Origin of the sequence: Pallidibacillus thermolactis (assembly GCF_025660415.1) — a bacterium.
GTDB lineage: Bacteria > Bacillota > Bacilli > Bacillales > Caldibacillaceae > Pallidibacillus > Pallidibacillus thermolactis.
This window is the reverse complement of the sequence record NZ_JAOUSE010000010.1, coordinates 47,221-72,086: the sequence shown is the minus strand read 5'-3', so window position 1 is coordinate 72,086 and position 24,866 is coordinate 47,221. Positions and strand designations below refer to the sequence as shown.

Here is a 24,866-nt window from a genome sequence, read left to right as displayed (position 1 = left end):
CTTCTGGAACCAATTGATCAAGAGCCACCATTTCCAATTGATTTCGATTATTGTCTGTACGCTTCGATAACATCCTAAATTTCCCCCGTTAACCAAGAATTCTATCCCTATTATACAAAAAAAGCCTGTAGATTTGGCCACTAGTTAGGGACTTTGTCTACAAGCTGAGCTGTCCTTTCTCTATGTAAAGGACAGCTTTTTACTTGAGAGATTTTTGAGTTGAACTTTATTTTTTATGGTATACTTCAATTCTTTAATGACCTTGTATTTAATGATTCATCAATATTTCTGAAATTGAAATAATCGGATCCTGAACAAAACTTCATAACAGCATATTTAACGACCTATCCTAGATTAGATAGCTGTTAATTGTATTTTTAGTTTTTATATTCCCTTATTATTTTGGACTTGGATGGCCTATTTCCATGTTGAAAAAACTCTTGCAAATAATGGTGCTCTTCTCCAAAAAATCCGTTTGAGATAATGATGTCATATGTTTCATGTAACGGTTCTGCATTCCACAGAATTGAATTTGAAAATCCCTCGGAAATAATTAGACCCTCATTATTTAAATCTTTTCATTCATTTAACGTTATTTCGCGAAGAATTCGTGCTGCTTAATGAAAGTTTTCTCATTCACTTATCCTCTATTTTTCTAAAATTCACTCTATTATATTTTTCATGCTTTATATAAAAAATGAAAATAAATGGGTATTGATTAAATGTTTTATCTGTTATATTATTTGTATAACAGATAAAACTTATTGAAAAGGGTGATAAACATGATGATTATGATTGATTTACAGTCAGAAACACCCATTTATATGCAGTTAAAAAATAAAATAATCGAAGGGATTGCATCAAAACAAATTCAACCTGGTGACCCATTACCGTCCGTTCGCAATCTCGCTCAAGATTTAGGCATTAATATGCACACAGTGAATAAAGCATATCAACTGTTAAAACAAGATGGCTTTATCCATATTCACCGCCAAAAGGGTGTTGTTGTGAATCCAGATGGAATGCCCAAAGTGGATGCATCATATGTAACTCTATTGAAAGAGCGATTACGACCACTGATCAGCGAATCGATTTGTCGAGGGATGGATGAAAAGGAAATATTTATATATTGTAAGGAGATTATGGATGAAATTAAAAAAGGAGGCGAACAATCATAATGTTTTATATAGTATTCCTCATTATCTTACCTATCGTTTTTTTTATAGCTTTCACACCTTATATAACGAGGAAAACAGAAAGTTTCGGTGTTACAATTCCTTCTGATTTGTATAAACATAAAACAATTGAAGCATATCGTAAACGATATGCAAAACAAACACTTGCTATAGGACTCGTTTATGTTTTATTACTAATCATTCTTTCATTTTCAGTTCGTGAGACTGTTTGGATTGGTATTTTTCCTATTAGTGTTTTTGTTTATTTAATCATTGCGTTTCTTATTTACCTTCAATATCATAAAAAAATGAAACTTTTAAAAGAACGAGAAAATTGGTTTGAAAATAGAAAAGAAACGCTAGCAGTAGATCTTCGTTTTTATAAAGATAAAAAGACCTACTCCAACTGGTGGTTTATGATTCCATTTCTCATTGTTGCCACTGTTACCGCTTGGTCATATTTAAATTATGACTTAATACCTGATCAAATTCCGATGCAGTATGATTTAAATGGTGAAGTTATACGATCAATTGAAAAATCTCCCGTTGCCCTAATGTCTTTTCCTCTTTTACAATTGTTTTTAATTGGTGTGTTTGTATTCATCAATATAATTATTGGTCAAAGTAAGCAACAAATTGATCCAGCTAATCCGGAAAAATCAGTACAGCAAAACCTTATCTTTAGACGTCGTTGGTCAATGTTTATAATCATAAGCAGTATCGCTTTAAACATTGTGATGTCATTACCACAACTTTCTTTTATATTAAATCTTAATCCAAATGTACTATTTATTGTTATGATGATTGTTGTTGGTTTTATTGTAGTTGGAGCATTTTTAATATCGATTTTTACAGGACAAGGCGGTAGCAGAGTAAGGAATATTGAAGCTAATGTTGTCATTGGTAAATCAGGTGAAAAGATTAACCGTGATGACGATAAGTATTGGAAACTTGGTATCTTTTATTTTAACCCTCAAGATCCGGCGAATTGGGTTGAGAAGCGATTTGGCAGTGGTTGGACAGCCAATTTTGCTAAACCAATCCCATGGATCTTTTTAATCCTTGTTATTTTAATACCACTTTTAATTGCAAAGTTGACTTCATAGGTGAACAAAAAGAGCATGGTTCAATGGTAGCGACCCCCAAAGTTAGATATATTAGTCTAACTTTGGGGGTGTAGTACCAATCACCACGCTCTTTTTTCGTAAAGAATAGAGATTCTTTTGAGTTTAAAATAGGATATGTGCAATGCCTACAATAATTGGTAATGTGATTAATGTTCTTAATAGGAAAATGAAAAATAAGTCTTTAAAATTAACTGGTATTTTAGAACCGAGCAATAAGCCACCAACTTCAGATAAGTAAATTAATTGAGTGACCGATAATGCTGCGATAATAAAACGGGTCATCTCACTTTCAATGCCTGTTGCAATAATGGCAGGTAAAAACATATCGGCAAAGCCAATTAAGATTGTTTCCGATGCAGCTACTGCTTCAGGTACTTGTAACAATTGCAGCAGTGGTATAAAAGGGGTACCGAGCCATTGAAAAATAGGAGTATGTTCCGCAATAATTAACGCTAATGTACCAACAGCCATGACCACAGGGGCTACCCCAATCCACATATCAAGGACATTTTTTATACCTTCTTTAATGACAGACATAACGTTTGTATTCTTTTGAGCTCTCTTAACTGCTTCAGAAAACCCATAACTTAAAGGAGTAAACCCTTCAGGAATACCTTCATTATCGGAAGCTTCATTACCGTTTATATATCTATTTTCTTTTTTCGATAATGGAGGAATTCTCGGCATAATAATCGCTGCCAATAGACCTGCAAATGTAATAGTTAAATAAAAAGGTACAAACATATGACCTAAACCAACGGTAGAGACCACGACTAAACTGAACGTGATGGATACAATGGAAAAGGTTGTTGCGACAATGGCAGCCTCTTTTTTTGTATAAAAACCTTCCTCGTATTGTCGACTGGTTAGAAGTATACCGATTGTACCGTCACCAAGCCAAGAGGCCAAAGCATCCATTGCTGAACGGCCTGGAAGCTTGAAAAGTGGCCGCATAATTTTAATACATAAGGCGCCGAAGAACTCTAATAAACCGAAATTTAAAAATAAAGGGAGAAATAAACCTGCCCATAAAAAGACAGAAAATAGTGTTGTGAGGAGTCCTTCATCACTTAATAAAGTCCCCCCTGTATCCTCAGACCAAATCCATTCTGGCCCCCATTCAAAATACGTAATATAGGCAAAAATGACGGCCAATATTCGAATAATAAACCAAACATTGGTTACATTAAACAATCCGTTCCAAAAGGAGGAGTTCACAATTTTTTTGGGTGCCCAAATTTTTGTAATCAGTGTGCAAACAAATGTAATTGTAATAATGACGAGCATAATCTCAGGGATAAACCCATATAGAATATTTTGAATCCAACCGGATAAAAAGGCGATTGGAATCGTTATTTCACCGTTAATAGAAAGAGGGAACATAAATAAAAATAAACCTATCAATGAGGGGATGATAAATTTTACTATTTGTTGTAATGACCTTTGTTTATCCATAACTACTCCTTAATATAGAAAATACTATATTCATATTATTGTATAACTATTCAATTGTCCACAATTTTTATACAAAAAAATTTAAGAAATTTTGGAAAATATTGGAATTATATGAATGAAAACTCACGATCTGTAGAAAAATTAAAAATATGATTTAATAGAACTATAGCAATAGGAAACTTTATTGAAAGGAAGTAAAGATATGGTATATAAAACAAATGGTAAAGCAACACTTGAATTAATTAAGACACTTGTGTCTATTCCAAGTCCTACTGGAAATACAGAACGCGTCATTGCCTTTGTTGAAAAGTTTTTTCAAAATTTGGGTATACATACGACCCGTAATCGTAAAGGAGGATTAATTGCAACAATACAAGGTAAGGATACAAGTAAACATCGAATGTTAACGGCCCATGTCGATACATTAGGAGCGATGGTAAAGGAAATTAAAGAGAATGGTCGTCTCCGACTTGATATGATTGGTGGATTTGCTTGGAATTCTGTTGAAGGGGAATATTGCCAAATAGAGACTTCTTCTGGAAACATTTACACTGGCACGATTTTAATGCATCAACAATCAGTACATGTGTATAAAGACGCACGGACGGCTGAACGGAATCAAGATAACATAGAAGTAAGATTAGATGAGAAAGTAATGAATGCTGAAGAAGTTCGTGCCCTTGGTATTGAAGTAGGGGACTTTGTTGCCTTTGATCCACGAGTACAAGTGTTAGATAACGGATTTATTAAATCTCGACATTTAGATGATAAAGCAAGTGTTGGTATTTTGATGAAGGTGGTTGAATATATCGTAAAGGGAAAAATTGAACTGCCTTATACAACTCATTTCTTAATTTCAAACAATGAGGAAATTGGCTATGGCGGTAATTCCAATATTACACCGGAAACAATTGAGTACTTAGCGGTTGATATGGGAGCGATGGGTGATGGTCAGCAAACCGATGAATATACGGTATCCATTTGTGTAAAGGATTCAAGTGGTCCTTATAATTTGAAACTCCGTAAGCATCTTGTTAAGCTTGCTGAAAAAAATGGAATTGAATATCAATTAGATATATATCCTTATTATGGATCCGATGCCTCTGCAGCAATTCGAAGTGGGTTTGACATCGTTCATGGTTTAATTGGTCCTGGAATTGATTCTTCCCATGCCTTTGAGCGTACACATGTTTCTTCAATTGAAAACACCGAGAAGCTAATTTATCACTATTTATTGTCGGCGATGGTAGAGGAATAGAAGAGCCTGATTCCTTGATTAAGGGATCAGTTTTTTTATTAAAATGAAGTTTGCTTGGTTAAGAAAAAAAGAAAAGGTTAAGAATTGACATTTACGTTAACGTAAATATAATAGTAAATATGAAATAAAAATTCAGAAAGTTGTGAATGTAATGACATATGTATACACAATTTCAGAATTAGCAGAAGAATTTGATATAAGTGCACGAACAATCCGTTATTATGAAGAAATCAATTTAATTCACCCAAATCGTACAGAAAATGGTCACCGTATTTATACAAGGAGAGATAGAGCTAGACTAAGACTAATATTAAGAGGGAAACGCTTTGGATTTTCACTAGAGGAAATTGCTGAGATGATTACACTTTTCGACAAAGATCGTACAGGTGAAAAACAGCTAGAAGTTACAATTCAATACGGTCAAAAGAAACTTTTAGAAATGGAAGAAAAAATAAACGATATGGTAGCGCTAAAAGGAGAAATAGAAGAACTTTTGTTAGATTTTCAAAAACGTTTAAATAAAATAAAGGAGGAGAAAAAGAATGAATTTGTCTGAGATATTAGCGGTAAGTGCACGGAAATTTCCCAATAAAGAAGGATTTATTGCTGGAGAAGATAGGTTGACTTATAAAGAAGTAAATGAATACGTAAACCGACTAGCAAATGCATTAATGCAAAGAGGTATTCGAAAAGGGGATAAAGTAATTTTATTTTCACCCAATACAATGGAATTCATTTATGGCTATTTTGCAGTTCAGCGGATTGGTGGAGTTATAGTCCCGGTCAATGCGAAATCCGTTACAGAGGAACTCGATTATATTATATCCCATAGCGAGGCAAAAGCATTTATTGGTCACCATATATTATTTCCACAAGTAGAGCCTCTAATTGAAAAACATCTCCTCCTCTGGATAACAACATCAGATGGTTATTCGAAAGTTGAGAATATGTATAGTTTAATTGAGAATAGTTCCAATCATGATATAGAATGTCAACTTCAAGCAGATGAACTTTCAACAATGCTTTATACCTCTGGTACAACAGGTAAACCGAAAGGCGTGTTGTTTACCCATCATAATATTTTAACGATAGCATCCATGATGTGTATTGAAGCGCAAATCAATGATGATGCCAGATTGTTACATATGATGCCTCTTAGCCATTCAGCCCCTTTACACTTGTTTTTAGTTTCGGGTACATATGTTGGTGCCACTCATGTATTAGCGTCTACATTTACACCTGAATTGTTATTGCAGCTCGTTGATCAGGAAAAAATTACTCACTTTTTTGGTGCACCTGTAGCCTATTTAATGACTGCCCGTCATCCAGAAATTGATAAATATGATTTAACAAGTGTTAGACGTTGGATGTATGGCGCTAGTCCATTATCAAAAAATGAAGTTCTTCTCATAAAAGAAAGATTTAAAACAAATCAATTGATGTGTTTATATGGTTTAACAGAGGCAGGACCAAACGGCACCTTTTTATCGCCTAAAGAACATGAAACCAAAGCAGGCAGTGTAGGAAAACGTGCTGCATTGAATTGTGAAGTACGAATTGTAAATGAAAGCGGTGAAGATGTTAAACCGAATGAAATTGGAGAGATTATCATTCGCGGAGAGGGAAATATGGTGGGCTATTTTAAAGATAAAGAAAAAACAGAGGAAACAATAAAGGATGGTTGGATATATTCTGGTGATTTGGCCAAGGTTGATGAAGATGGCTATATATGGATTGTAGATCGTAAAAAAGACGTCATTATTTCTGGTGGTGTTAATATTTATCCTACGGAAATAGAAAATGTACTGAAAACGCATCCACATATTATCGATGTGGCCATTGTTGGTATCCCCCATCCAGAATGGGGAGAAACCGCAAAAGCGTATGTTGTGGCAACAAAACCTATAGAGAACTTAGCGCAGGAGTGCAAATCATTTTTAGATGGGAAGGTAGCAAAGTACAAAATTCCACGCTTGTATGAACAATTGGATGAACTGCCGAGGAATGCCGCAGGGAAAATTTTAAAACATCAATTAAAAGAAAGGATGAAGATCTAATGAATGTACTTGAGAAGCAAGAATCCCTTTTACTTCGTGTATTAAAGAAGAAGTTAAGCCCAAATTTATATCATTATGCAGTAAATGAACTCGAGGAATTTTATGAAAAGTGTTATAACGAATTTGATTCTCGTGCTGTTCATACTGATCGAGAAGGTCAGCCGAAACTTGTCAAATATAATAAATTTGGTGAGGAAGTAAATGAAATATGGGTAAATGAAGGATATAAAAAGACCGTTGAAGATACCTATAGAACTGGGATTGTTGGTTATGTACATAAAAAGATACCCGAATTAGGGGAAGTAGGAAACTATATTTATAGTTATGCTCAAGGTTATTTACTTTCTCAAGTTGAGCCAGGTTTTTATTGTCCGGTTACCTTAACGATGGCGACAGCTTATTTAGTGGATCAATACGCTGATGAACCGTTAAAAGCAAAATTTCTTCCGCATATTTTGTCAACGGGTGATGCCGAACTTTATGAAGGAGCCACTTTTTTAACAGAACGCCAAGGTGGATCTGATGTTGGTGCCAATGTAGTTAAAGCAGTAAAAGAAGGAGATGTGTATCGTCTATATGGTGAAAAATATTTTGCCTCGAACGCTGGTCAATGTGGAGTAGCCACCGTTTTAGCACGCATAGAAGGGGCACCTGCTGGAACAAAGGGGTTAAGTTTATTCTTAGTACCTTGGAGAAAAAGCGATGGGACTACAAATCATATTCAAATTCGCCGTCTCAAAGACAAATTAGGTGTTCGAGCCGTTCCGTCGGCAGAAATTGTCTTTGAAGGATCAAAAGCCTACCTGATTGGCGATCCGAAAAAAGGTTTCTACTATATGATGGAAGCATTAAACTTATCTCGGGTATGTAATGCAGTTGCTTCCCTCGGAATTATGAAACGGGCATTAAAGGAATCAATTGAATATGCCAACTGGCGCACAGCTTTTGGTCAATCAATTATAAAATACCCAATGGTTCAAGAAACATTAGCCACAATGCAAGCTCGATTTGAAGTACAACTTTCGGCATTATTTGAATCCATTGAGTTATTTGACTTCGTTATGCGTTTTAGGGAAAAGGCATCAGAACAACAAATTGCGTTAAATCGTTTATATATAGCATTGTTAAAAGCCCGTACAGCCGACGAAGCGATTGATTTTTCTCATAAAGCTATCGAAACTCATGGTGGAAATGGATATATCGAAGACTTTGTCACACCACGTCTTTTACGAGATGCACAAGTATTAACAGTTTGGGAAGGAACAGCGAATATCCTAGGTTTAGAAGTACTGCGATTAATGAAGAAGTATGAAATTCATCAAACCTTTATACGACAAATGGAAGAGCAAATAGATCAAGTAAATTTTGATACGTTACGATTATCCTTGATTAAACAAAAGTTAGCGAAGTTGAAGGACCTGACAAAAGTATTAGTCGGTGCTGATGAAACTTTACAAACATATCATGCAAAACGTATGGCAAATACAATGACAGATCTATTTTTAGCTGTGCATGCAATGACACGGATTGAAAATAACCGAGATAAACAAATAGCAAAAATATTTATTGATCATTTATATGATGATCATCCATTAGATCAAGAAATGTTACCACATAAATATTTTGAAGAGATTATTGGTGAACATACATTAGTGCAAAATTAAAAAAGAATGTCCCCCGGTATAAATTGGCACGGGGGAAATTGTTTTTACCTTATTTAAGATGCTTTTCGTATAAAGAGTAGCCTTTGTTAGCTCCTACTTTTGTTAAACCACATTTTTTGCCGTAAAATTCATTTAGTTTTTCATTATCTTCAACACAGTCGAGACGGAAAATTTCTTTCCCTTTTCGGGTTAAATACTCAATAATCCAATCGATGATTTCTTTTCCTAATCCACCACCTGTATAATTTGGGTGGATAGCAATTTTATGTAGATAGGCTGCGTTATCTTCTCTTATTCCCCATAAACCTTTATCCCACTCGTTTTGATGATCATAAAGAGTGAATGTTGCAATTAGTTTACCATCATGATCTTTAATCATGAATGTTTCATGATTGCGAATGCCATTTAAAATTTCTTTATCGTCTTCACCAGCAATCACTGTATCCCATTGTTCAGGGTGTTTCTCACTTACCCATAGGGCAGTTTCTTTTAGTAAATTTAAAATAGCATCTGCATCATCCATTGTTGCTATATAAATGTCATAATCTTTAATGTTGTTCATTTTTATTGTCATTGAGCAGTCTCCTTTAGTATTTATTTCCTGGACTATACAGTTGTTTTTATTTTGAACGAAAGTTATTTTACCATTCATGTTATGGATGTTCAAATTCTTCCTTTTTTTTAAGTATTTACCTAACGCGGTAAAACCTGACTATATATGATAAAGATATAAAATTATGGTTAATATAATAATAAATTGGAAAATTCATCGAGGTATTGTATGTTGAAAAAACGATATTTATTTGGGGATGTTATTCGTCTCAATTATTTTATCAGGCTGTTTACCAGATGAAGAACATCAAACAAAGCCGAATTCAGAAGTCGTTCCAACCTCAGGTATTGAAGAAATAGCGACGAAGTTACGGATACCATGGTCCATTGATTTTGATGGACAAGTATTTTGTATTTTTAGGGCGAATTATGGTGGCCAGTAATTCAGGAAAGTGAAAATATGGAAACTCCGCTATTTCATTCGGGTACTACCACTTGGGCACCATCGGGGTTAGCTAACCACGACGGTACACAGCTTCGAGGAAACGGAGTTCGTGCCTTTAATTTAGAATAATAAACCTACGATCAGTTCCTCCCGGGTTAGGGTCGTGTTCGTAATGTGTATATTTTCGAAAATGAATTGTATTTTATAACGAATAACGATGGTCGTGGTCAAAAGTCCGTTTGAGATCAACTGTTAAAAATATAAAAAAGAATTCTGATTAAGTGTAATTTTTATCTCTTCTTGCAAAATGAATCTCAAACACTTGTGTGGGGAACAGCTGCTGTTCGCATGAATGGAATAATTAGGTAAAAAATAATAGTAGTATAAACCTGTCATAATATGGTTTACACTACTATTATAGTTTAAGAAAGTAAAATTTTATTGTTAGGATCTAGTGTATTACACACTTTTCATATACGTTTATTTAATCATCCCACTTATAGCTCCAAAACCGTTCAATTTCAACCCGTTTTACGGTATCTGGGTCACCTTGTTCATAACGTTTGACCATCTCATCGAAAAAGAACCCAGTTTGGGAACGATGAGCTCCCATGGAACCAAGTTTTTCTTTTACCGAATCATGAATATGGTGTACAATATCAGGTTGGCCGAGTTCTTCTTCACAGTTATTTGAAAAAGCTATGCAATGAAGCTTCGGACGTTTCTCTTTCGGTATACGTTTAACGGCACGAACAACCGCACGACCAGTTGCTTCATGATCAGGATGGACAGAATAACCAGGATAAAAGGTAATGACAAGAGATGGATTCAGTTCATCAATCATATTGGAAAAGAGATCCGCTAATTTTTCTTCATCCTCAAATTCAACCGTTTTATCCCGAAATCCGAGCATTCTTAAATCTTTGATTCCAATGGCTTGTGCAGATGCTAATAATTCCTTTTTGCGAATTTTTGGTAAAGACTCCCTCGTTGCAAAAGGAGGGTTTCCTAAATTTCTCCCCATTTCGCCAAGCGTGAGGCAAGCATAGGTTACGGGTGTCCCTTGTTTTATGTGAGTAGCCAATGTACCGGATATACCAAAGGCTTCATCGTCAGGGTGAGGTAATATGACAAGGACCTGTCTTTCTTTTTCAATCATTAAAGAAAGCTCCTTTCTAAATCAAAATTTATATTTAACTAGAGGAGGAGAATAAAAAAGACAACATTTATTCATAAGGTTGATAAAAGATAAAACATCAACAATCTTCGAAACGTCCTTCATTTTAATGATTATCAATTTGTCGTGACTGTTTCTTCAGGCGTTCTCCAACTAGCAAACTATTCAAAAGGTGTTTTGCTTATTTCAAAGGCAATCGCTAATTTGTTATTATGATCAATACCACACATTAATAATCTTCCTTGTTCATCGAGCTCATAATGGGTTAATCCTTCACCATACACCCATCCTGATTCAATCTTTAACCCTACCCGATAAGGTCCTTCTCCAGCAATGGTTCCACGTTCATAACGAATTTTTACATTCCTTATAAAAGCACTTGCATTAAAAAAGTTTTCGTCGATATGAGTTGAATATGCACCATTTGTTGTTTCAACATGTATATAAACATCTTCATTTACAAATTGATTTATAATTACTTGAACTTTATTTTTATCAATTGGTTGCACAACAAATCTCCCTTTCTTGGAAACTACTTATAGTTTACTAAAAAAATACGAAGAAATCGATGGTAATATTGCTTATTAAGATTGTCATATTATACAAGTTTAATAGATTAATTTTTTCGAAATTATGTAGATTTCCCATAAATCAAACGGTTGCACGATTTTTAGCTAGAAAACTTATTAATTATTTGTTTTTTGAACTGTAACTTCTTTACTGAAGGAAATAAAGTTACGTATAAACGGCTAAACATAAGTAATTTTTGATACTTGAAACTTTATTAATTATCTGATAATATAATGATAGTTTTTATGCAAACGTTTTCCCTTAATATGAAACGATCATCGGATCAAATAAATAATGCTTTGGTCGTTTTATGAGAAAAGAAAGCGTTTTCTATGGTAGGAACAAAATTACAATTGAAAGAGAAAAAGGAGTGATGATTGTGGGGATTAAAAAGCGTTTTTCAAAAGTTTTAGCTATGGTTACCTTAGCAGGTACATTAATTTTGACAGGTTGTGGAGGTTCAAGTGAAAGTTCGAATTCTTCGGATAAAATCACAATCGATATTATGCAAGGTAAAGTAGAATTTCATTCTCAATTTGAAGAACTAGCGGAAGTTTATGAGAAGGAAAACCCTGAAGTCGACATTAACATTACAAGTGTTGGCGGTGGTACAGACTACTTAAGTCAGTTAAAAACTAAATTTGCTTCTGGTGATGAACCGGCTATTTTTAGTTTATTTGGTCCTGTAGAAGTTGAACAATTTAAAGATGACATTACGGATCTTTCGGATATGAAGGCTGTGGAATTAGCGTTTGAAGGAACTCTTGAAGCAGTTACAACTGAAGACGGACAAGTTGTCGGTTTACCATATAACCTAGAAGGATATGGGCTTATATATAATAAAAATGTATTTGAAAAAGCAGGTATAAACGCTGAAGAAATCATCACCTATGACGATTTGGAAAAGGCAGTGAAAACATTAGATAGTAAAAAAGAGGAACTCGGAATTGAAGCTGTATTTGCACTTCCAGGTAAAGAAAAATGGGTAATGAGTAACCATTTAGGTAATGTTTACTTAGCACCTGAATTTAACCATAACGTATTAGAGGCATGGAACTCACCAACAGTCGCTTTTGAAAAGGGTGAAGAATTTAAGAGAATGTTAGATTTACAGGCAAAGTATTCGATACAACCAGTCCTTAATCTAGATTATTCTCAACAAGTTGAACAATATTTTTCTCTAGAAAGTGTTGCTATGATTCAACAAGGTAACTGGGTATATCCGTCCATTGAACAAATGGATGCGGATTTTGCAGAAAATGGTATAGGAATGATACCAATTCCTGTAGAGGGGCTAGAAGGGCATCTTCCAGTAGGAATTCCAAACTTCTGGGCGGTTAACAATAACAAAGATGAAAAAACCATTCAAGCTGCAAAAGATTTCTTAGACTGGCTATATACATCAGAAATTGGCAAAGATTACGTATTAAATAAATTCAAGTTTGTTCCTGCTTATGAAGGTTATGATGCAGAACAGATTTCTGATCCACTTTCCAGAGTTGTATATGAATACTCTGAAAAAGGGAAAACAATTGGATGGATATTTTCCGGTTATCCTATTTCATGGGAACCTGATACGTTCGGTCCAAACTTACAAAAATATTTAGATGGAAAAATGTCTTGGGATGAATTAGTAGAGGATTCAATTAAAGACTGGGAAGAATTGCGAAAAAAATAAACAAATACACTTTGGAATAATCAACTTTATATAGAAGGGAGCTGTCCAAAACAGTAGATTTTAAAGGAAAGATAGCGATTCTATTGGGGAAAGCAAAAACTTTTATCCATACGTGGTATCTAGTCTAACGAATCTTTAAACTTGTTCAAGTTTGCACCATCGTTGACGAACTTTGAACCGTACATATGGAAATTCCCCGTAAAGAAATCTACTAGTCAGTTACTTAATGGACTGCTCCTTTGTTCATTGAGAATACTTTGTAAAAAAACATAGTTGATGCGTACTGGGAGGGGAATTTATGAGAAATAAAAGTGTATCGTTTTGGCTTTTTTTAACCCCAGTCTTGTTAAGCTTAAGTCTTGTTGTTATTGTTCCATTGCTTTTGGGACTATTTTATTCTTTTACGAACTGGAACGGATTAACGTTTACCGAATTTATTGGGTTTCAAAACTATATCCAAATTTTTCAAGATGAATCCTTTATAAATGCCCTGTGGTTTACAACAAAATTTACGATTGCATGTGTGATTTTACTTAATTTTATTGGTTTAGGGTTAGCGTTATTAGTTACAAGAAATTTAAAAACAAAAACATTTTTAAGAACTATATTTTTCATGCCAAATTTAATTGGTGGATTAATATTAGGTTTTATTTGGCAATTTATTTTTATCAATGTCTTTGATGCTGTTGGTAAAATGGCAGGACAAGATTGGTTAATGGGTTGGCTATCAAATGAGACAACTGGTTTCTGGGGACTTGTTATCATTACGGCATGGCAAATGGCAGGGTATATTATGATTATTTATATAGCTTATTTAGAAAGTGTTCCTCAAGAACTAGTAGAAGCAAGTGAAATGGACGGAGCTACAAGTTTTCAAAAATTTCGTTATGTCATATTTCCACTTGTTCGCCCAGCATTTACAGTTAGTATGTTTTTAACTTTATCTAATTCCTTCAAAATTTACGATCAAAACTTATCGCTTACCAATGGAGGTCCGTATGACTCGACTCAAATGCTTGCGATGAATATTGTAAGAACTGCCTTTGAAAGTAATCAAATGGCTCTAGGTGAAGCTAAAGCCGTGATTTTCTTTATTATTGTCGCCGCAATCGCATTAACCCAAGTGTACTATAATAAGAAGCGCGAGGTAGAAGTATAATGAAGAAGAAAAAACGAAAAGGTATACTTATCCTTGAAATTATTGGAGTTTTATTGGCCCTTCTTTGGTTAGCACCATTTTATTTAATGATTGTAAATGCATTTAAAACGAAAAAAGGGATATTTTCAGATGTATTAGGTTTTCCTGAAGAATTAACATTTGAAAACTTTAAAAATGCTTTTATCGATTTGGACTTTTTGAATGCGCTGTTTAATTCAGTGCTGGTTACGACCATTAGCGTAATGATTATTATCGTTTTCTCAGCAATGGCAGCATATGCTTTACAAAGAAACAATAGTAAATTAAGTAAGACATTACTATTGGTATTTGTAGCAGCAATGTTAATTCCGTTCCAATCGGTGATGATCCCACTTGTATCTATTTTCGGTAGTGTAGATATGTTGAATCGCCCAGGTTTAATTTTTATGTATTTAGGATTTGGCTGTAGTTTATCTATTTTCTTATATCACGGTAGTTTATCCAGTATTTCAAAATCATTAGATGAAGCAGCAATAATGGATGGTGCAAACAGATTGCAAATTTTTTGGCATATCATATTTCCAATATTAAAACCGATCTCTGTGACGGTAGCTATATTAAACTTAATTTGGATATGGAATGATTACTTATTACCATCCCTTGTTTTAAGTGGGGCAAATGAAACCATTCCACTACGAATGTTTTATTTCTTTGGGCAATATACGAAACAGTGGCATCTAGCTCTTGCTGGATTGACGCTTGCCATTATTCCTGTCATCATTTTTTATTTCGTTTCCCAAAAACATATTATTAAAGGTGTTGTTGAAGGTGCGGTAAAATAGAGTACGATATTCCCGATTTGCCAACAAGAGGAGGAAAAAATAAAGAAATGGGTGTCACAATTAAAGATGTTGCTAGGAAAGCAAATGTATCGCCTTCAACAGTTTCCCGTGTATTAGCTGATAGTCCAAAAATAAGTGAGAAAACGAAACAACATGTTCGTAAAGTCATTGAAGAGTTAGGTTATCATACGAACTTAAACGCAAGGTCACTTGTTAGTAAAACGACTCAAACGATTGGTATTGTTTTGAAAAACTCCGATAAAGAAGCGCTCCATTCTACATTTGCTCCTGAAGTTTTAAGAGGGATTAGTGCCACTTGCAGCAAATATGATTATAATATTCGCCTAACGACTGGGGCATCAGAGGAAGAGATTTATCAAGAAGTTGTAAAAATGGTACGTGGGAAACAAGTTGACGGGATTATTGTCTTGTATTCAAAAAGGACTGACCGAGTTGTCCCATATTTAATGGAATGTGAATTTCCATTTGTGATTATTGGCAAACCTGAAAAAAATCCAAATAAAATTTCGTACGTTGATAATGATAATATTCAAGCTGCAATGGATGCAACGAATTATTTAATCCAATTAGGCCATAGACAAATCGCTTTTATTAGTGATGATCCAACGTATGAAGTTGCCCAAAATCGCTTAATTGGTTATAAACAAGCGATGAATAACAATTATTTAAATGTTCCTAATGAATATATTCACCATGTAAAAAATAAATATAATCAAGGTTTTCAAGTTGTACAAAAGTTAATGTCTTTATCAGCACCGCCAACGGGTATTGTTATTACAGATGATTTTAACGCATTAATTGTTTTATCAGCGCTACAAGCACTAAATAAAAAGGTACCTAAAGATGTTAGTTTGATTAGTTTTAACAATTCCCCTATTTCAGAGGTTACGTTTCCGAAGTTAACATCTGTAGATATTCAAATTTATCAACTTGGATATGAAGCTGCAAAATTATTAGTTACACAAATTAATGAGCCAGATCATATTAAAAAAAGTGTCATTATCCCTTGTATAATAAAAGAACGTGAATCCTGTTCGAGTCGAAATCATGAAAAAGAGAATTAAAAGGGATTCCTATTTGTTCATAATGCAAACCTTTGCCTTATGTTTATAGGTGTTTAGGAGGCAGAGATGAATGAAACAAACGAGCATTATGTACGGCATTACCGCTGTATGTGAATGGATTATGAGGTTTTCAGTCATTAATATTTTATGGATAATCTTTAATTTTCCAATAAGTTGGCTAGTACTGAATCTGATTTTTGCCAACGATTGGAGTTCATTGATCATTTTCTTTATTCTTATTGTACTATTGGCCCCAATAGTCTTTTTCCCTGCAACTCAAGCGATGTTTGCTGTGGTACGGGAATGGATTTTAGGTCATGAAAGTAATAGTTTAATAAAGTCATATTGGCACCACTATAAGAAAAACTATAGAAAAAGTACAATAGCTGGTTTCATTATGACCACGCTTTGGTTAGGTTTATTAACAAATATTGTTTATTTTAGTCAATCTAACGCTCTTCTTATGTTTCTTTTAATATTTTTAGGGGTTGTATTATTTGTTTTTACAGTAAATTTTTTCTCTGTAATGGCGCATTATCACCTCGGTATAAAAGATTTAATGAAAAATACATTTGCTATCACGTTCGGCAGTCCGCTACTTTTTATTACAATTATAATCTGTGGAGTACTTCTGGTTTATATTTGTAGTCAAGCTTGGTATGTGCTTACTTTTTTTGCAGGATCTTTGTTTGCTTTCTTATCCTTTTCTGCGTTTTATCGTTTATTTCTTAAGTTGTTGAAGGGTAAGCAGCAGTAAGGTTATTCGACAAACAATTTCTAGGTGAATAATGACAATCAAAAAGGTATTTCATTACCCCATTTACGTGTTTGAGGCGTCATGGATTTTCCCTGTTATGATTATAGGTGATGAATTGGAATTAAGATAGAAATATCTCAAATGACTTTTTATACTTTATGCTAATAGATAGAAAAATGTAAGGGTTTACCGTCAAACTATTACAAACTGGAGTAATGCTTAAGTGCGTTCTTTGTCCGATGAAGTTTGTTCAGAGCAGGTATTAAATTGAAAATTAGAATGGTTGGGAAGTAATTATTTATTAAGGAAATAAAAGGTTAAAGAGGTGGGAGTTTATGATAAAAACTTGGTGGAAGGAAAGTGTGGTCTATCAAGTTTATCCTCGTAGTTTTAAAGATAGTAACAGCGATGGTATTGGCGATTTACGAGGGATTATAGAAAAACTTGATTATTTATATGATTTAGGAATAGATGTTATCTGGTTGTGCCCGGTGTACAAATCACCAAATGATGATAATGGTTATGATATTTCTGATTATCAAGACATAATGGATGAATTCGGTACAATGGACGACTTTGATGAATTGCTTGAAGAAGTCCATAAGCGGGGGATGAAGCTTATTATGGACTTAGTGCCTAACCATACATCAGATGAACACCCGTGGTTTATTGAATCACGCTCTTCGAAAGATAATCCGAAGCGAGATTGGTATATCTGGCGTGATGGCAAAGAAAATGGTGAACGACCAAATAACTGGAAATCAATTTTCGAAGGGTCTGTATGGGAATATGATGAAAAGACAGATCAATATTACTTCCATCTCTTCTCGAAAAAACAACCAGATTTAAACTGGGAAAATGAAGAGGTTCGAGCGGCGCTAAAAGAAATGGTTTGTTGGTGGCTTGATAAAGGGATAGACGGTTTCCGCATTGATGCGATTTCCCATATAAAAAAGGAACCGGGGTTTCCTGATTTACCAAACCCGAAAAATGAAGAATTTGTTGATGCAATGAAGTATACCCGAAATGTAAAAGGAATTGAAGAATGGCTCGATGATTTTTCGAAAGATACGTTTAAAAAGTATGACATTATGACCGTAGGCGAAGCAAATGGTGTAACAGTTGAGGATGCTGACAAGTGGGTTGGTGAAGAAAATGGATTTATGAATATGATTTTTCAATTTGAGCATTTAGGTCTTTGGGATAAAGATACACGTGGACCAGTCGATGTAGTCAAATTAAAGAAAATTTTAACAAAATGGCAAAAGGGATTAGAAGGAAAAGGTTGGAATGCATTATTTTTAGAAAACCATGACCAGCCCCGTAGTGTATCCGTTCTTGGGTGCGATAAGAAATATTGGAAAGAAAGCGCGAAGATGTTGGGCGCTCTCTACTTTTTAATGCAAGGAACACCTTACATTTATCAAGGTCAAGAGATTGGGATGACAAATGTCCAATTTCCAAATATTGAAGATTATGATGATATTAGTATGAGAAACTATTACGAAGCCGAACGAAAAAAAGGACGATCCCATGAGGAAATTATGCCTGTTCTATGGCGCAATTGCCGTGATAATAGCCGGACACCAATGCAATGGAATAGCGGTAACAATGGGGGTTTTACAACCGCTGATAAAACTTGGCTAGGTGTGAATCCAAACTATAAACAAATTAATGTTGAGGAGCAACTGAAGGATCCGGATTCCATTTTGAACTTTTATAAAAAAATGATACGCGTTCGGAAAGAACACGAAGTATTTGTTTACGGCACGTATGACTTGTTGATGCAGGAACACCCACGGTTATTTATATATACAAGAACATTGGAAGACAAGAAAGCCGTTGTCATTTGTAATTTTAGCAAGGAAAAAGTGACATTCATACGTCCGGGAGAATTATCATTTAGCGAGTCAAAATTATTGCTTAATAACTATCAAGCCGCAACCGAAGAGTTACCGAATGATTTTATTTTAGAACCTTATGAAACAAGGGTATATTTACTGAAATAACGAAGCATTAAATGGTTCTGTTCGTGTAATGATGGATTAGGGGGAGTCTAAGTGAAAGAGGTTCAAGCAATTTTGTTTGATTTAGACGGAGTAATCACTGATACAGCGGAATATCATTATCTGGCCTGGAAAAAATTGGCCCGTGAATTAGGGATTGAGATCGACCGTACATTTAATGAGCAGTTAAAGGGTGTTAGCCGAATTGATTCGTTAGAAAAGATTTTAGCATACGGCAACCGGCTACAAGATTTTACGAGGGAAGAAAAGGAAGCGTTAGCTAATAAGAAAAATGAGCTTTATAAAAAGATGATTACCAATATTACACCTGCTGATTTACTGCCTGGCATCAAGGAATTTTTAGAAGAAGTCAAGCAAGCTAATTTGAAAACAGGGATTGCTTCCGCTAGTAAAAATGCTTTCCGTGTAATTGACTATCTTCAAGTAGGAGATTATTTTGATATTATCGTCGATGCAGCAAAAGTAGAAAAAGGAAAACCAGATCCAGAAATCTTTCTTAAAGGAGCAGATCAATTAGGGGTTGATTACTGTACTTGTATTGGTATAGAAGATGCTGCTGCAGGGATCAAAGCGATAAAGAGCGCTGGTATGTTTGCCGTTGGTATCGGCTCCCGAACAGAACTTAAGGAAGCAGATATTATCTTATCTTCAACAAATGAGCTTACTTTAGAAACAATTTTACCAGCCTATAAAAATACTAGCGCTGCCCAATAATTCCATATTGACAAAGAAATGGCTGTCCAGAAAGTCTGATTTTAGGGATCATTGATTGTACGTTGGCGGATGTGCATCCACGGCCACAGCCACCTTAAGCGTACAATTCCGTTTACGGGGCTTTGGATTGTGTGTCTGACGATTAAGCGTTCCGGCACATAAGCTTTTACTGTCCCCGTTAGATTCACCACCATCTGTTTTTATGACTTATTGGACAGCCCTTTTCTTATTACGTTTTAGCGTTTTTAATGTAACTAGATCATACCTTTGATGTTGTGATCGTAGGACGGTTTTCAGGGAATACGTTATAAGCGCCGTGCATAACAGGTCCAACATATTCATTTAACTTCCAACCGTGTTTAATAGCAGCTGCTACAAATTCCTTTGCACGAACAACCGCATCAAATACATTTTCACCATTTGCAAGATTTGCCGTAATTGCTGCTGCAAAGGAACAACCTGCACCGTGATTATAAGTTGTTTCTAATTTTTCTGTTTCTAAAAGAATAAATTCTTTTCCATCATAATATAAATCGACTGCTTTATCCGTTTCTAATGCACGTCCACCTTTAATAACGACATGTTTAGCACCGAAATCATGAATTTTTTCCGCTGCTTTTTTCATATCATCAATTGTTCGTATAGGTCCATCGACTTTCGATAATTGCCATGCTTCAAAAAGATTAGGAGTAGTCACTAGCGCTCTCGGTAAAAGTAATTCACGGGCCGCATCAACCGTTTCAGGTAGAAGTACTTCATCTTCTCCTTTACATACCATAACCGGGTCAATGACCACTTTTTCCAATTTATATTGATCAATATATTTTGCACCTAATTCAGTAATGGCAACAGAACCTAACATTCCAGTTTTCATTGCATCTAATCCAACAGAAAAGGCACATTCTAATTGTTTATCGACGATTTCTGCATCAATCGGAAATACATTATGTTTCCACCCATTGTTAGGATCCATTGCAACTATGGAAGTTAACGCGTTCATTCCGTATGTGCCATGTTCTTGGAATGTTTTTAAATCAGCTTGGATACCTGCACCACCACTTGTATCAGAACCTGCAAGTGTCAATGTTTTTTTCATTGTCAAAATTCCCCCTTAGACCGAAGCTGTGAATAATTGAAATTGTAAAAAAATCTTATGCTTTATTATAACACTAAAGTCGTAGAACGAATAAAAAATTGTACCTAAATTGTTTTTCAATAACGTTTATGACAAATAGAGAATTGAAATTTAGGAGAGATGTTGCTGGAAATCCTTTTGGATAAAGACAAAACTACAAAATAGAAGTTCTCGCGGGAAAAGTAAGCTGATAATAGGTAAAAATGTCTATGAGAACGATGCTCGTGGAAATTAGGAAGCCAATATTAGGAAGAAATGTCTCTGAGAACAAGTCTTTCTGTCAAGATATGTTGAATTCACTGAGAAATGTTCCCGAGAGCACATTTCGTTAATAAAACACATTATAAATGAATACAAAAATCCCTTACGCCAATTTTCACAAATTGCCTGACTTTTAAAATAAGGGTTTTCCCTTTTATTCTTACGATAGCCGTCTTAACTTTCACTTATTTCTTGAAATTTCTTCGGTGTGACACCTGTGAATTTTTTAAACAAATAGGTATAGTAGCTTTGATTACAAAATTGAAATAAACTGCTAATTTGAGATAAGGGTAAGTCTGTGTGTAATAAAAAATACTTCGATTCTTCAATTTTCTTCCGATTTATAAATTCAATTAACGTCGTTCCTGTTTCCTTCCGAAAAATATCAGATAAATAACTGGGACTTACATATAGTTCTTTTGCGATCGACTGAAGCGATAAATCTTGCAATATATGATTATGGATATATGAAATGGCTTTGTTCACAATGCTGGAATAACGATTCAAATGTTCCTTTTCTAAAGTATCAATAAAAGTATGGACCATCTTTACTTCAAAGTCTTGTAATTTATTATAGTCCTCAAACTTTTCGATTTGTTGAATAATTACATCACTTAAATTATATGCAGTATCGGGATCTACTCCGCCACGAATAATCGCTCGTGTAAATAAAGTACATGAACAAATTAATGAGTTTTTTAGTGAACGTAATGGTGTACTTGCTAATTTTGCGCGTTGAAGTTGATTAATTTCATTTAATGCAGTAATTGCTTCTTTTCGATTGCCCAATTGAATCGCTGTTAATAATTTTTGTTCATGTTGGTATGAAGGATGTAAAAATTCCTTTTGTCTATTCTCCATCCTTGCCTTATAAAAATCATGTAGAATATGATCACGAACAATCGTTTCCATCATTTCCACCGCCTAATATCATAAAAAATTAATAAATTATAAAAAATATTAATATAATTGTAAGCGATTGCAATGTAAGATGCAATTGAAAGGCAAAAAAATAATAGGGGGCTAAAAGATGAAAAAGTCTATTAAGTTATTATTTTTCTTATTTTTAGCATGTATCTTATTGGTTGCTTGTTCAGGTGGAGATTCTGATACAAGCTCTAATAAAGAAGACGGCTCCAAAGATTCGAAAAATTCAGATGATAAAATCGTACTAAAATTTGCAGCACAAAATGATAATACACCTGCAACTCAAGCAGCCATTGATGCCTTTAACGAAAGTCAAGAAAAGTATCAAGTGGAATGGGTTGAAATGACAAATGACTCAGCACAAATGCACGATCAGTTATTAACTTCTCTATCTAGCGGTTCTGATGAATATGACATTCTTTCATTGGACGTAGTATGGGCTGGGGAATTTGCCGGTGCTGGTTATCTAGAACCGATTGATGTCATGATGAATGAAGCGGGTCTTAATAAAGATGACTTTAATGCTGGGTCTATGGCATCTGGTAACTATAAAGGAAAACAATATACACTTCCATTTTTCCCGGACTTAGGTCTACTTTACTATCGTAGCGATATTGTAAGTGACGAAGATGCTGAAAAATTACAAAATGGCAACTACACTTATGAAGATTTATTAGCGATGTCTGAAAAATATATGGGTGAAGGCGGAACAACAACAGGTTTCGTATATCAATCCGGACAGTACGAAGGATTAACAGTGAACTTAACAGAGTTTACAAACTCCTTTGAAGATATTCAAGGTGGACTAGAAACACTGTATCAATTTACAAAATCGAATGCAACACCTGAAGATATTTTAACTTACACAGAAGGTGAGGCGCATACAGCGTTTGAACAAGGTTTAGCTGTCTTTGAACGAAACTGGCCATATGCGTTAGGACGTATTACTGCACAAGAAGACGGTGTTGAGATCTCTGCTGATCAAGTAGGAATTGCACCCCTTCCAAACGGTGGAGCTGTAGGTGGTTGGTTACTTGGTATTAATAGCAAATCTAAAAATATCGAAGGTGCTTGGGAATTTGTTCAATTCTTAGCTGGACCAGAAGGGCAAAAAATTATGGCCACAAAAGGTGGTTACTTACCAGGTTATAATGCCTTATTGGAGGATGAAGAAGTTGTACAATCAAATGCTTTGCTAGCTTCAGAAGCATTTCAAAAAGCTTTAAGCACAACAATAGCTCGTCCAGTTTCTCCAGAGTATTCTAAAATTTCCGATTCGATTCAAATCGCAACTCATAAATATTTAAGTACAGGAGAAGGTTTAGAAGACACCGTTAGTCAAATTGAAGCAGCTGTCAATGAATAATAATTATTATTAAAATAAAATCATTCATCCAAACACACTCATTTACATGAAAAGAGGCTGCCCAATAGGAGGCTGACCTCCACTCACATTTCATAAAGAAATTCAGGTGTTTTTCAGTGGGGTCTGCCAAGTGGAGGGCAGCCTTTTTCACATCAAAAGCTATTGTATATTAGCGATACAACCAATGCTTTAAAGAGTAATCCTTTAAGAAAGGAGTGGGTATTACATGAAGAGAAAAATGGGGGTTAAAGGATTTTTATTTATTCTACCTGCCTTAATATTAATAGGTATTTTCTCCTTATGGCCAGTGATTCAATCCTTTACTTATACCTTTTTTGACTATCGATTAAATGACCAACAAAAAAGTGGACTTTATCTAAGTGAAAGATTTAACACAGATTTATATAATGAAACTGCCTTTTATGTTGGAATGTTTTTAGAACAAGAAATTCCAAATATTACAGATCCTAAAGACACCTCTAAGCTTAAACAAACGATTGATCAACTTCGTGCTATAAGTGGCCAATACGAAGACCAAGAAGGTGTCATTACAATCAGTGATGAGCAAAAAGAAGAACTTTTAAGTTTTTACAAAAATGCTTCAGCTCTAATTAACGATTTCAATGATAAATATGAATTGGCAAACGGTGAAAATTTACCGTTACTTATTGATGACATCAATAATAGTATTATTCCATCAAACTTTATTGGATTAGATGGATATAAAAAGGCCTTATCCGATGATCGTGTTGGATTAGCCTTGAAAAATACAATTGTATTTACCGTGGTTTCAGTTTTCTTTGAGTTTGTTATCGGTCTAGGCTTGGCATTAATTTTAAACAAAGCGATTTTTGGTCAAGGAATGATCCGTGCTACCTCTTTAATTCCTTGGGCTATCCCAACAGCAGTTGCTGCCCTTATGTGGGGGTACTTATATGATGGAAGCTATGGTATTGTGGCGAAATTGTTTGAGTATCTTGGATTTATTGAAAATGCAACAGATCTTTTACAATCTCCTGGTTGGGCGATGACTGCCACAATTATTGCTGATGTTTGGAAAACGACACCATATATGGCATTGCTATTACTTGCTGGATTGCAAAATATTCCTAAGGGATTGTACGAAGCGGCCTCAATTGACGGTGCAAATAAAATCCAACAATTTTTCCGTGTTACATTGCCATTATTGAAACCAGCGATTCTTGTTGCATTACTGTTCCGTACACTTGATGCTTTTCGTGTATTCGACTTAATCTTTGTTTTAACAAGCGGTGGTCCTGGTGGTGCAACGGAAACATTATCCGTTTACGCTTATAAACTCATGTTCGGACAAACCAACTTCGGTTATGGTTCGGTTGTTGTGATGTTGATGTTCGTTTGTGTAGCTATTATTGCCATAATCTTTGTAAGAATTCTTGGTACAAACTTAATGGATAAAAACTAATATTTATCGAGA

The 24,866-nt window shown here is 34.7% G+C and carries 22 protein-coding genes; 16 read left to right on the top strand and 6 right to left on the bottom strand.

Features of this window, described 5'->3' with window-relative positions; all coding sequences use genetic code 11:
* The first annotated feature begins 782 nt into the window (after nt 1–782).
* Nucleotides 783–1,178 carry a GntR family transcriptional regulator gene (locus tag OEV82_RS05685; RefSeq protein WP_173659281.1) on the top strand — a complete coding sequence of 132 codons (396 nt, stop codon included), beginning with the start codon at nt 783–785 and terminating at the stop codon, nt 1,176–1,178.
* Complete coding sequence (locus OEV82_RS05680) at nt 1,178–2,281, top strand: DUF1648 domain-containing protein (protein ID WP_263061299.1); 1,104 nt, start codon at nt 1,178–1,180, stop codon at nt 2,279–2,281. Before OEV82_RS05685 ends, OEV82_RS05680 begins: the two co-directional genes overlap by 1 nt.
* A gap of 123 nt (nt 2,282–2,404) precedes the next feature.
* On the opposite strand, the gene OEV82_RS05675 is transcribed toward OEV82_RS05680, so the two are convergent.
* Nucleotides 2,405–3,757 carry a YjiH family protein gene (locus tag OEV82_RS05675; protein WP_173659287.1) on the bottom strand — a complete coding sequence of 451 codons (1,353 nt, stop codon included), beginning with the start codon at nt 3,755–3,757 and terminating at the stop codon, nt 2,405–2,407.
* Nucleotides 3,758–3,959: 202 nt separating this feature from the next.
* Here OEV82_RS05675 and OEV82_RS05670 point away from each other — a divergent pair, with 202 nt between their 5' ends.
* From OEV82_RS05670 to OEV82_RS05655, 4 genes are all read left to right on the top strand, one after another.
* On the top strand, nt 3,960–5,015 hold the full coding sequence (locus OEV82_RS05670) for a M42 family metallopeptidase (protein ID WP_263061298.1): 1,056 nt from the start codon (nt 3,960–3,962) through the stop codon (nt 5,013–5,015).
* A 151-nt stretch (nt 5,016–5,166) separates the two neighbouring features.
* The gene (locus tag OEV82_RS05665; RefSeq protein WP_173657755.1) at nt 5,167–5,571 is read left to right on the top strand and encodes a MerR family transcriptional regulator; all 405 of its coding nucleotides are present in this window, start codon (nt 5,167–5,169) and stop codon (nt 5,569–5,571) included.
* Nucleotides 5,558–7,072, top strand: a complete 1,515-nt coding sequence (locus OEV82_RS05660) for a class I adenylate-forming enzyme family protein (protein WP_263061297.1) — start codon at nt 5,558–5,560, stop codon at nt 7,070–7,072. Before OEV82_RS05665 ends, OEV82_RS05660 begins: the two co-directional genes overlap by 14 nt.
* Nucleotides 7,072–8,736, top strand: coding sequence for an acyl-CoA dehydrogenase family protein (locus OEV82_RS05655; protein ID WP_263061296.1), 1,665 nt, complete (start codon nt 7,072–7,074; stop codon nt 8,734–8,736). Before OEV82_RS05660 ends, OEV82_RS05655 begins: the two co-directional genes overlap by 1 nt.
* Nucleotides 8,737–8,785: 49 nt before the next feature.
* On the opposite strand, the gene OEV82_RS05650 is transcribed toward OEV82_RS05655, so the two are convergent.
* The gene (locus tag OEV82_RS05650) at nt 8,786–9,310 is read right to left on the bottom strand and encodes a GNAT family N-acetyltransferase (RefSeq protein ID WP_173657753.1); all 525 of its coding nucleotides are present in this window, start codon (nt 9,308–9,310) and stop codon (nt 8,786–8,788) included.
* Nucleotides 9,311–9,545: 235 nt separating this feature from the next.
* Between OEV82_RS05650 and OEV82_RS05645 the strand changes: the two genes are divergently transcribed.
* Nucleotides 9,546–9,731, top strand: coding sequence for a hypothetical protein (locus OEV82_RS05645; protein ID WP_173657752.1), 186 nt, complete (start codon nt 9,546–9,548; stop codon nt 9,729–9,731).
* 486 nt (nt 9,732–10,217) lie between these two features.
* Here OEV82_RS05645 and bshB2 read toward each other — a convergent pair whose 3' ends face one another.
* Together bshB2 and OEV82_RS05635 are read right to left on the bottom strand one after the other, a co-directional pair.
* Entirely contained in the window at nt 10,218–10,889 is a 672-nt protein-coding gene (gene bshB2 / locus OEV82_RS05640) for a bacillithiol biosynthesis deacetylase BshB2 (protein ID WP_263061301.1), read from the bottom strand.
* A 182-nt stretch (nt 10,890–11,071) separates the two neighbouring features.
* Nucleotides 11,072–11,419 (bottom strand): YojF family protein, encoded by a 348-nt coding sequence (locus OEV82_RS05635; protein ID WP_263061295.1) that lies wholly within the window; start codon nt 11,417–11,419, stop codon nt 11,072–11,074.
* Nucleotides 11,420–11,859: 440 nt separating this feature from the next.
* Here OEV82_RS05635 and OEV82_RS05630 point away from each other — a divergent pair, with 440 nt between their 5' ends.
* The 7 genes from OEV82_RS05630 to pgmB all read left to right on the top strand — a co-directional run bounded on the left by OEV82_RS05630 (nt 11,860) and on the right by pgmB (nt 19,721).
* Nucleotides 11,860–13,158 (top strand): ABC transporter substrate-binding protein, encoded by a 1,299-nt coding sequence (locus OEV82_RS05630; RefSeq protein ID WP_263061294.1) that lies wholly within the window; start codon nt 11,860–11,862, stop codon nt 13,156–13,158.
* Between the two features lie 298 nt (nt 13,159–13,456).
* Entirely contained in the window at nt 13,457–14,317 is an 861-nt protein-coding gene (locus OEV82_RS05625) for a carbohydrate ABC transporter permease (protein ID WP_173657958.1), read from the top strand.
* On the top strand, nt 14,317–15,138 hold the full coding sequence (locus OEV82_RS05620; RefSeq protein WP_173657957.1) for a carbohydrate ABC transporter permease: 822 nt from the start codon (nt 14,317–14,319) through the stop codon (nt 15,136–15,138). Before OEV82_RS05625 ends, OEV82_RS05620 begins: the two co-directional genes overlap by 1 nt.
* A 47-nt stretch (nt 15,139–15,185) precedes the next feature.
* Entirely contained in the window at nt 15,186–16,223 is a 1,038-nt protein-coding gene (locus OEV82_RS05615; RefSeq protein ID WP_173657956.1) for a LacI family DNA-binding transcriptional regulator, read from the top strand.
* Nucleotides 16,224–16,293: 70 nt separating this feature from the next.
* On the top strand, nt 16,294–16,980 hold the full coding sequence (locus tag OEV82_RS05610) for a YesL family protein (protein ID WP_173657955.1): 687 nt from the start codon (nt 16,294–16,296) through the stop codon (nt 16,978–16,980).
* 335 nt (nt 16,981–17,315) lie between these two features.
* Nucleotides 17,316–18,989, top strand: coding sequence for a glycoside hydrolase family 13 protein (locus OEV82_RS05605; protein WP_263061293.1), 1,674 nt, complete (start codon nt 17,316–17,318; stop codon nt 18,987–18,989).
* A 51-nt stretch (nt 18,990–19,040) separates the two neighbouring features.
* The gene (gene pgmB / locus OEV82_RS05600; RefSeq protein WP_173662445.1) at nt 19,041–19,721 is read left to right on the top strand and encodes a beta-phosphoglucomutase; all 681 of its coding nucleotides are present in this window, start codon (nt 19,041–19,043) and stop codon (nt 19,719–19,721) included.
* A gap of 259 nt (nt 19,722–19,980) precedes the next feature.
* On the opposite strand, the gene pdxK is transcribed toward pgmB, so the two are convergent.
* On the bottom strand, nt 19,981–20,823 hold the full coding sequence (pdxK, locus tag OEV82_RS05595; protein ID WP_173662446.1) for a pyridoxine/pyridoxal/pyridoxamine kinase: 843 nt from the start codon (nt 20,821–20,823) through the stop codon (nt 19,981–19,983).
* 468 nt (nt 20,824–21,291) lie between these two features.
* Nucleotides 21,292–22,029: an AraC family transcriptional regulator gene (locus tag OEV82_RS05590; RefSeq protein ID WP_173662447.1), complete on the bottom strand. Its 738-nt coding sequence runs from the start codon at nt 22,027–22,029 to the stop codon at nt 21,292–21,294.
* A 118-nt stretch (nt 22,030–22,147) separates the two neighbouring features.
* Here OEV82_RS05590 and OEV82_RS05585 point away from each other — a divergent pair, with 118 nt between their 5' ends.
* Together OEV82_RS05585 and OEV82_RS05580 are read left to right on the top strand one after the other, a co-directional pair.
* Nucleotides 22,148–23,410 (top strand): extracellular solute-binding protein, encoded by a 1,263-nt coding sequence (locus OEV82_RS05585; protein ID WP_173657743.1) that lies wholly within the window; start codon nt 22,148–22,150, stop codon nt 23,408–23,410.
* Nucleotides 23,411–23,636: 226 nt separating this feature from the next.
* Nucleotides 23,637–24,854: a carbohydrate ABC transporter permease gene (locus OEV82_RS05580; protein WP_263061292.1), complete on the top strand. Its 1,218-nt coding sequence runs from the start codon at nt 23,637–23,639 to the stop codon at nt 24,852–24,854.
* The last annotated feature ends 12 nt before the right edge of the window (nt 24,855–24,866 follow it).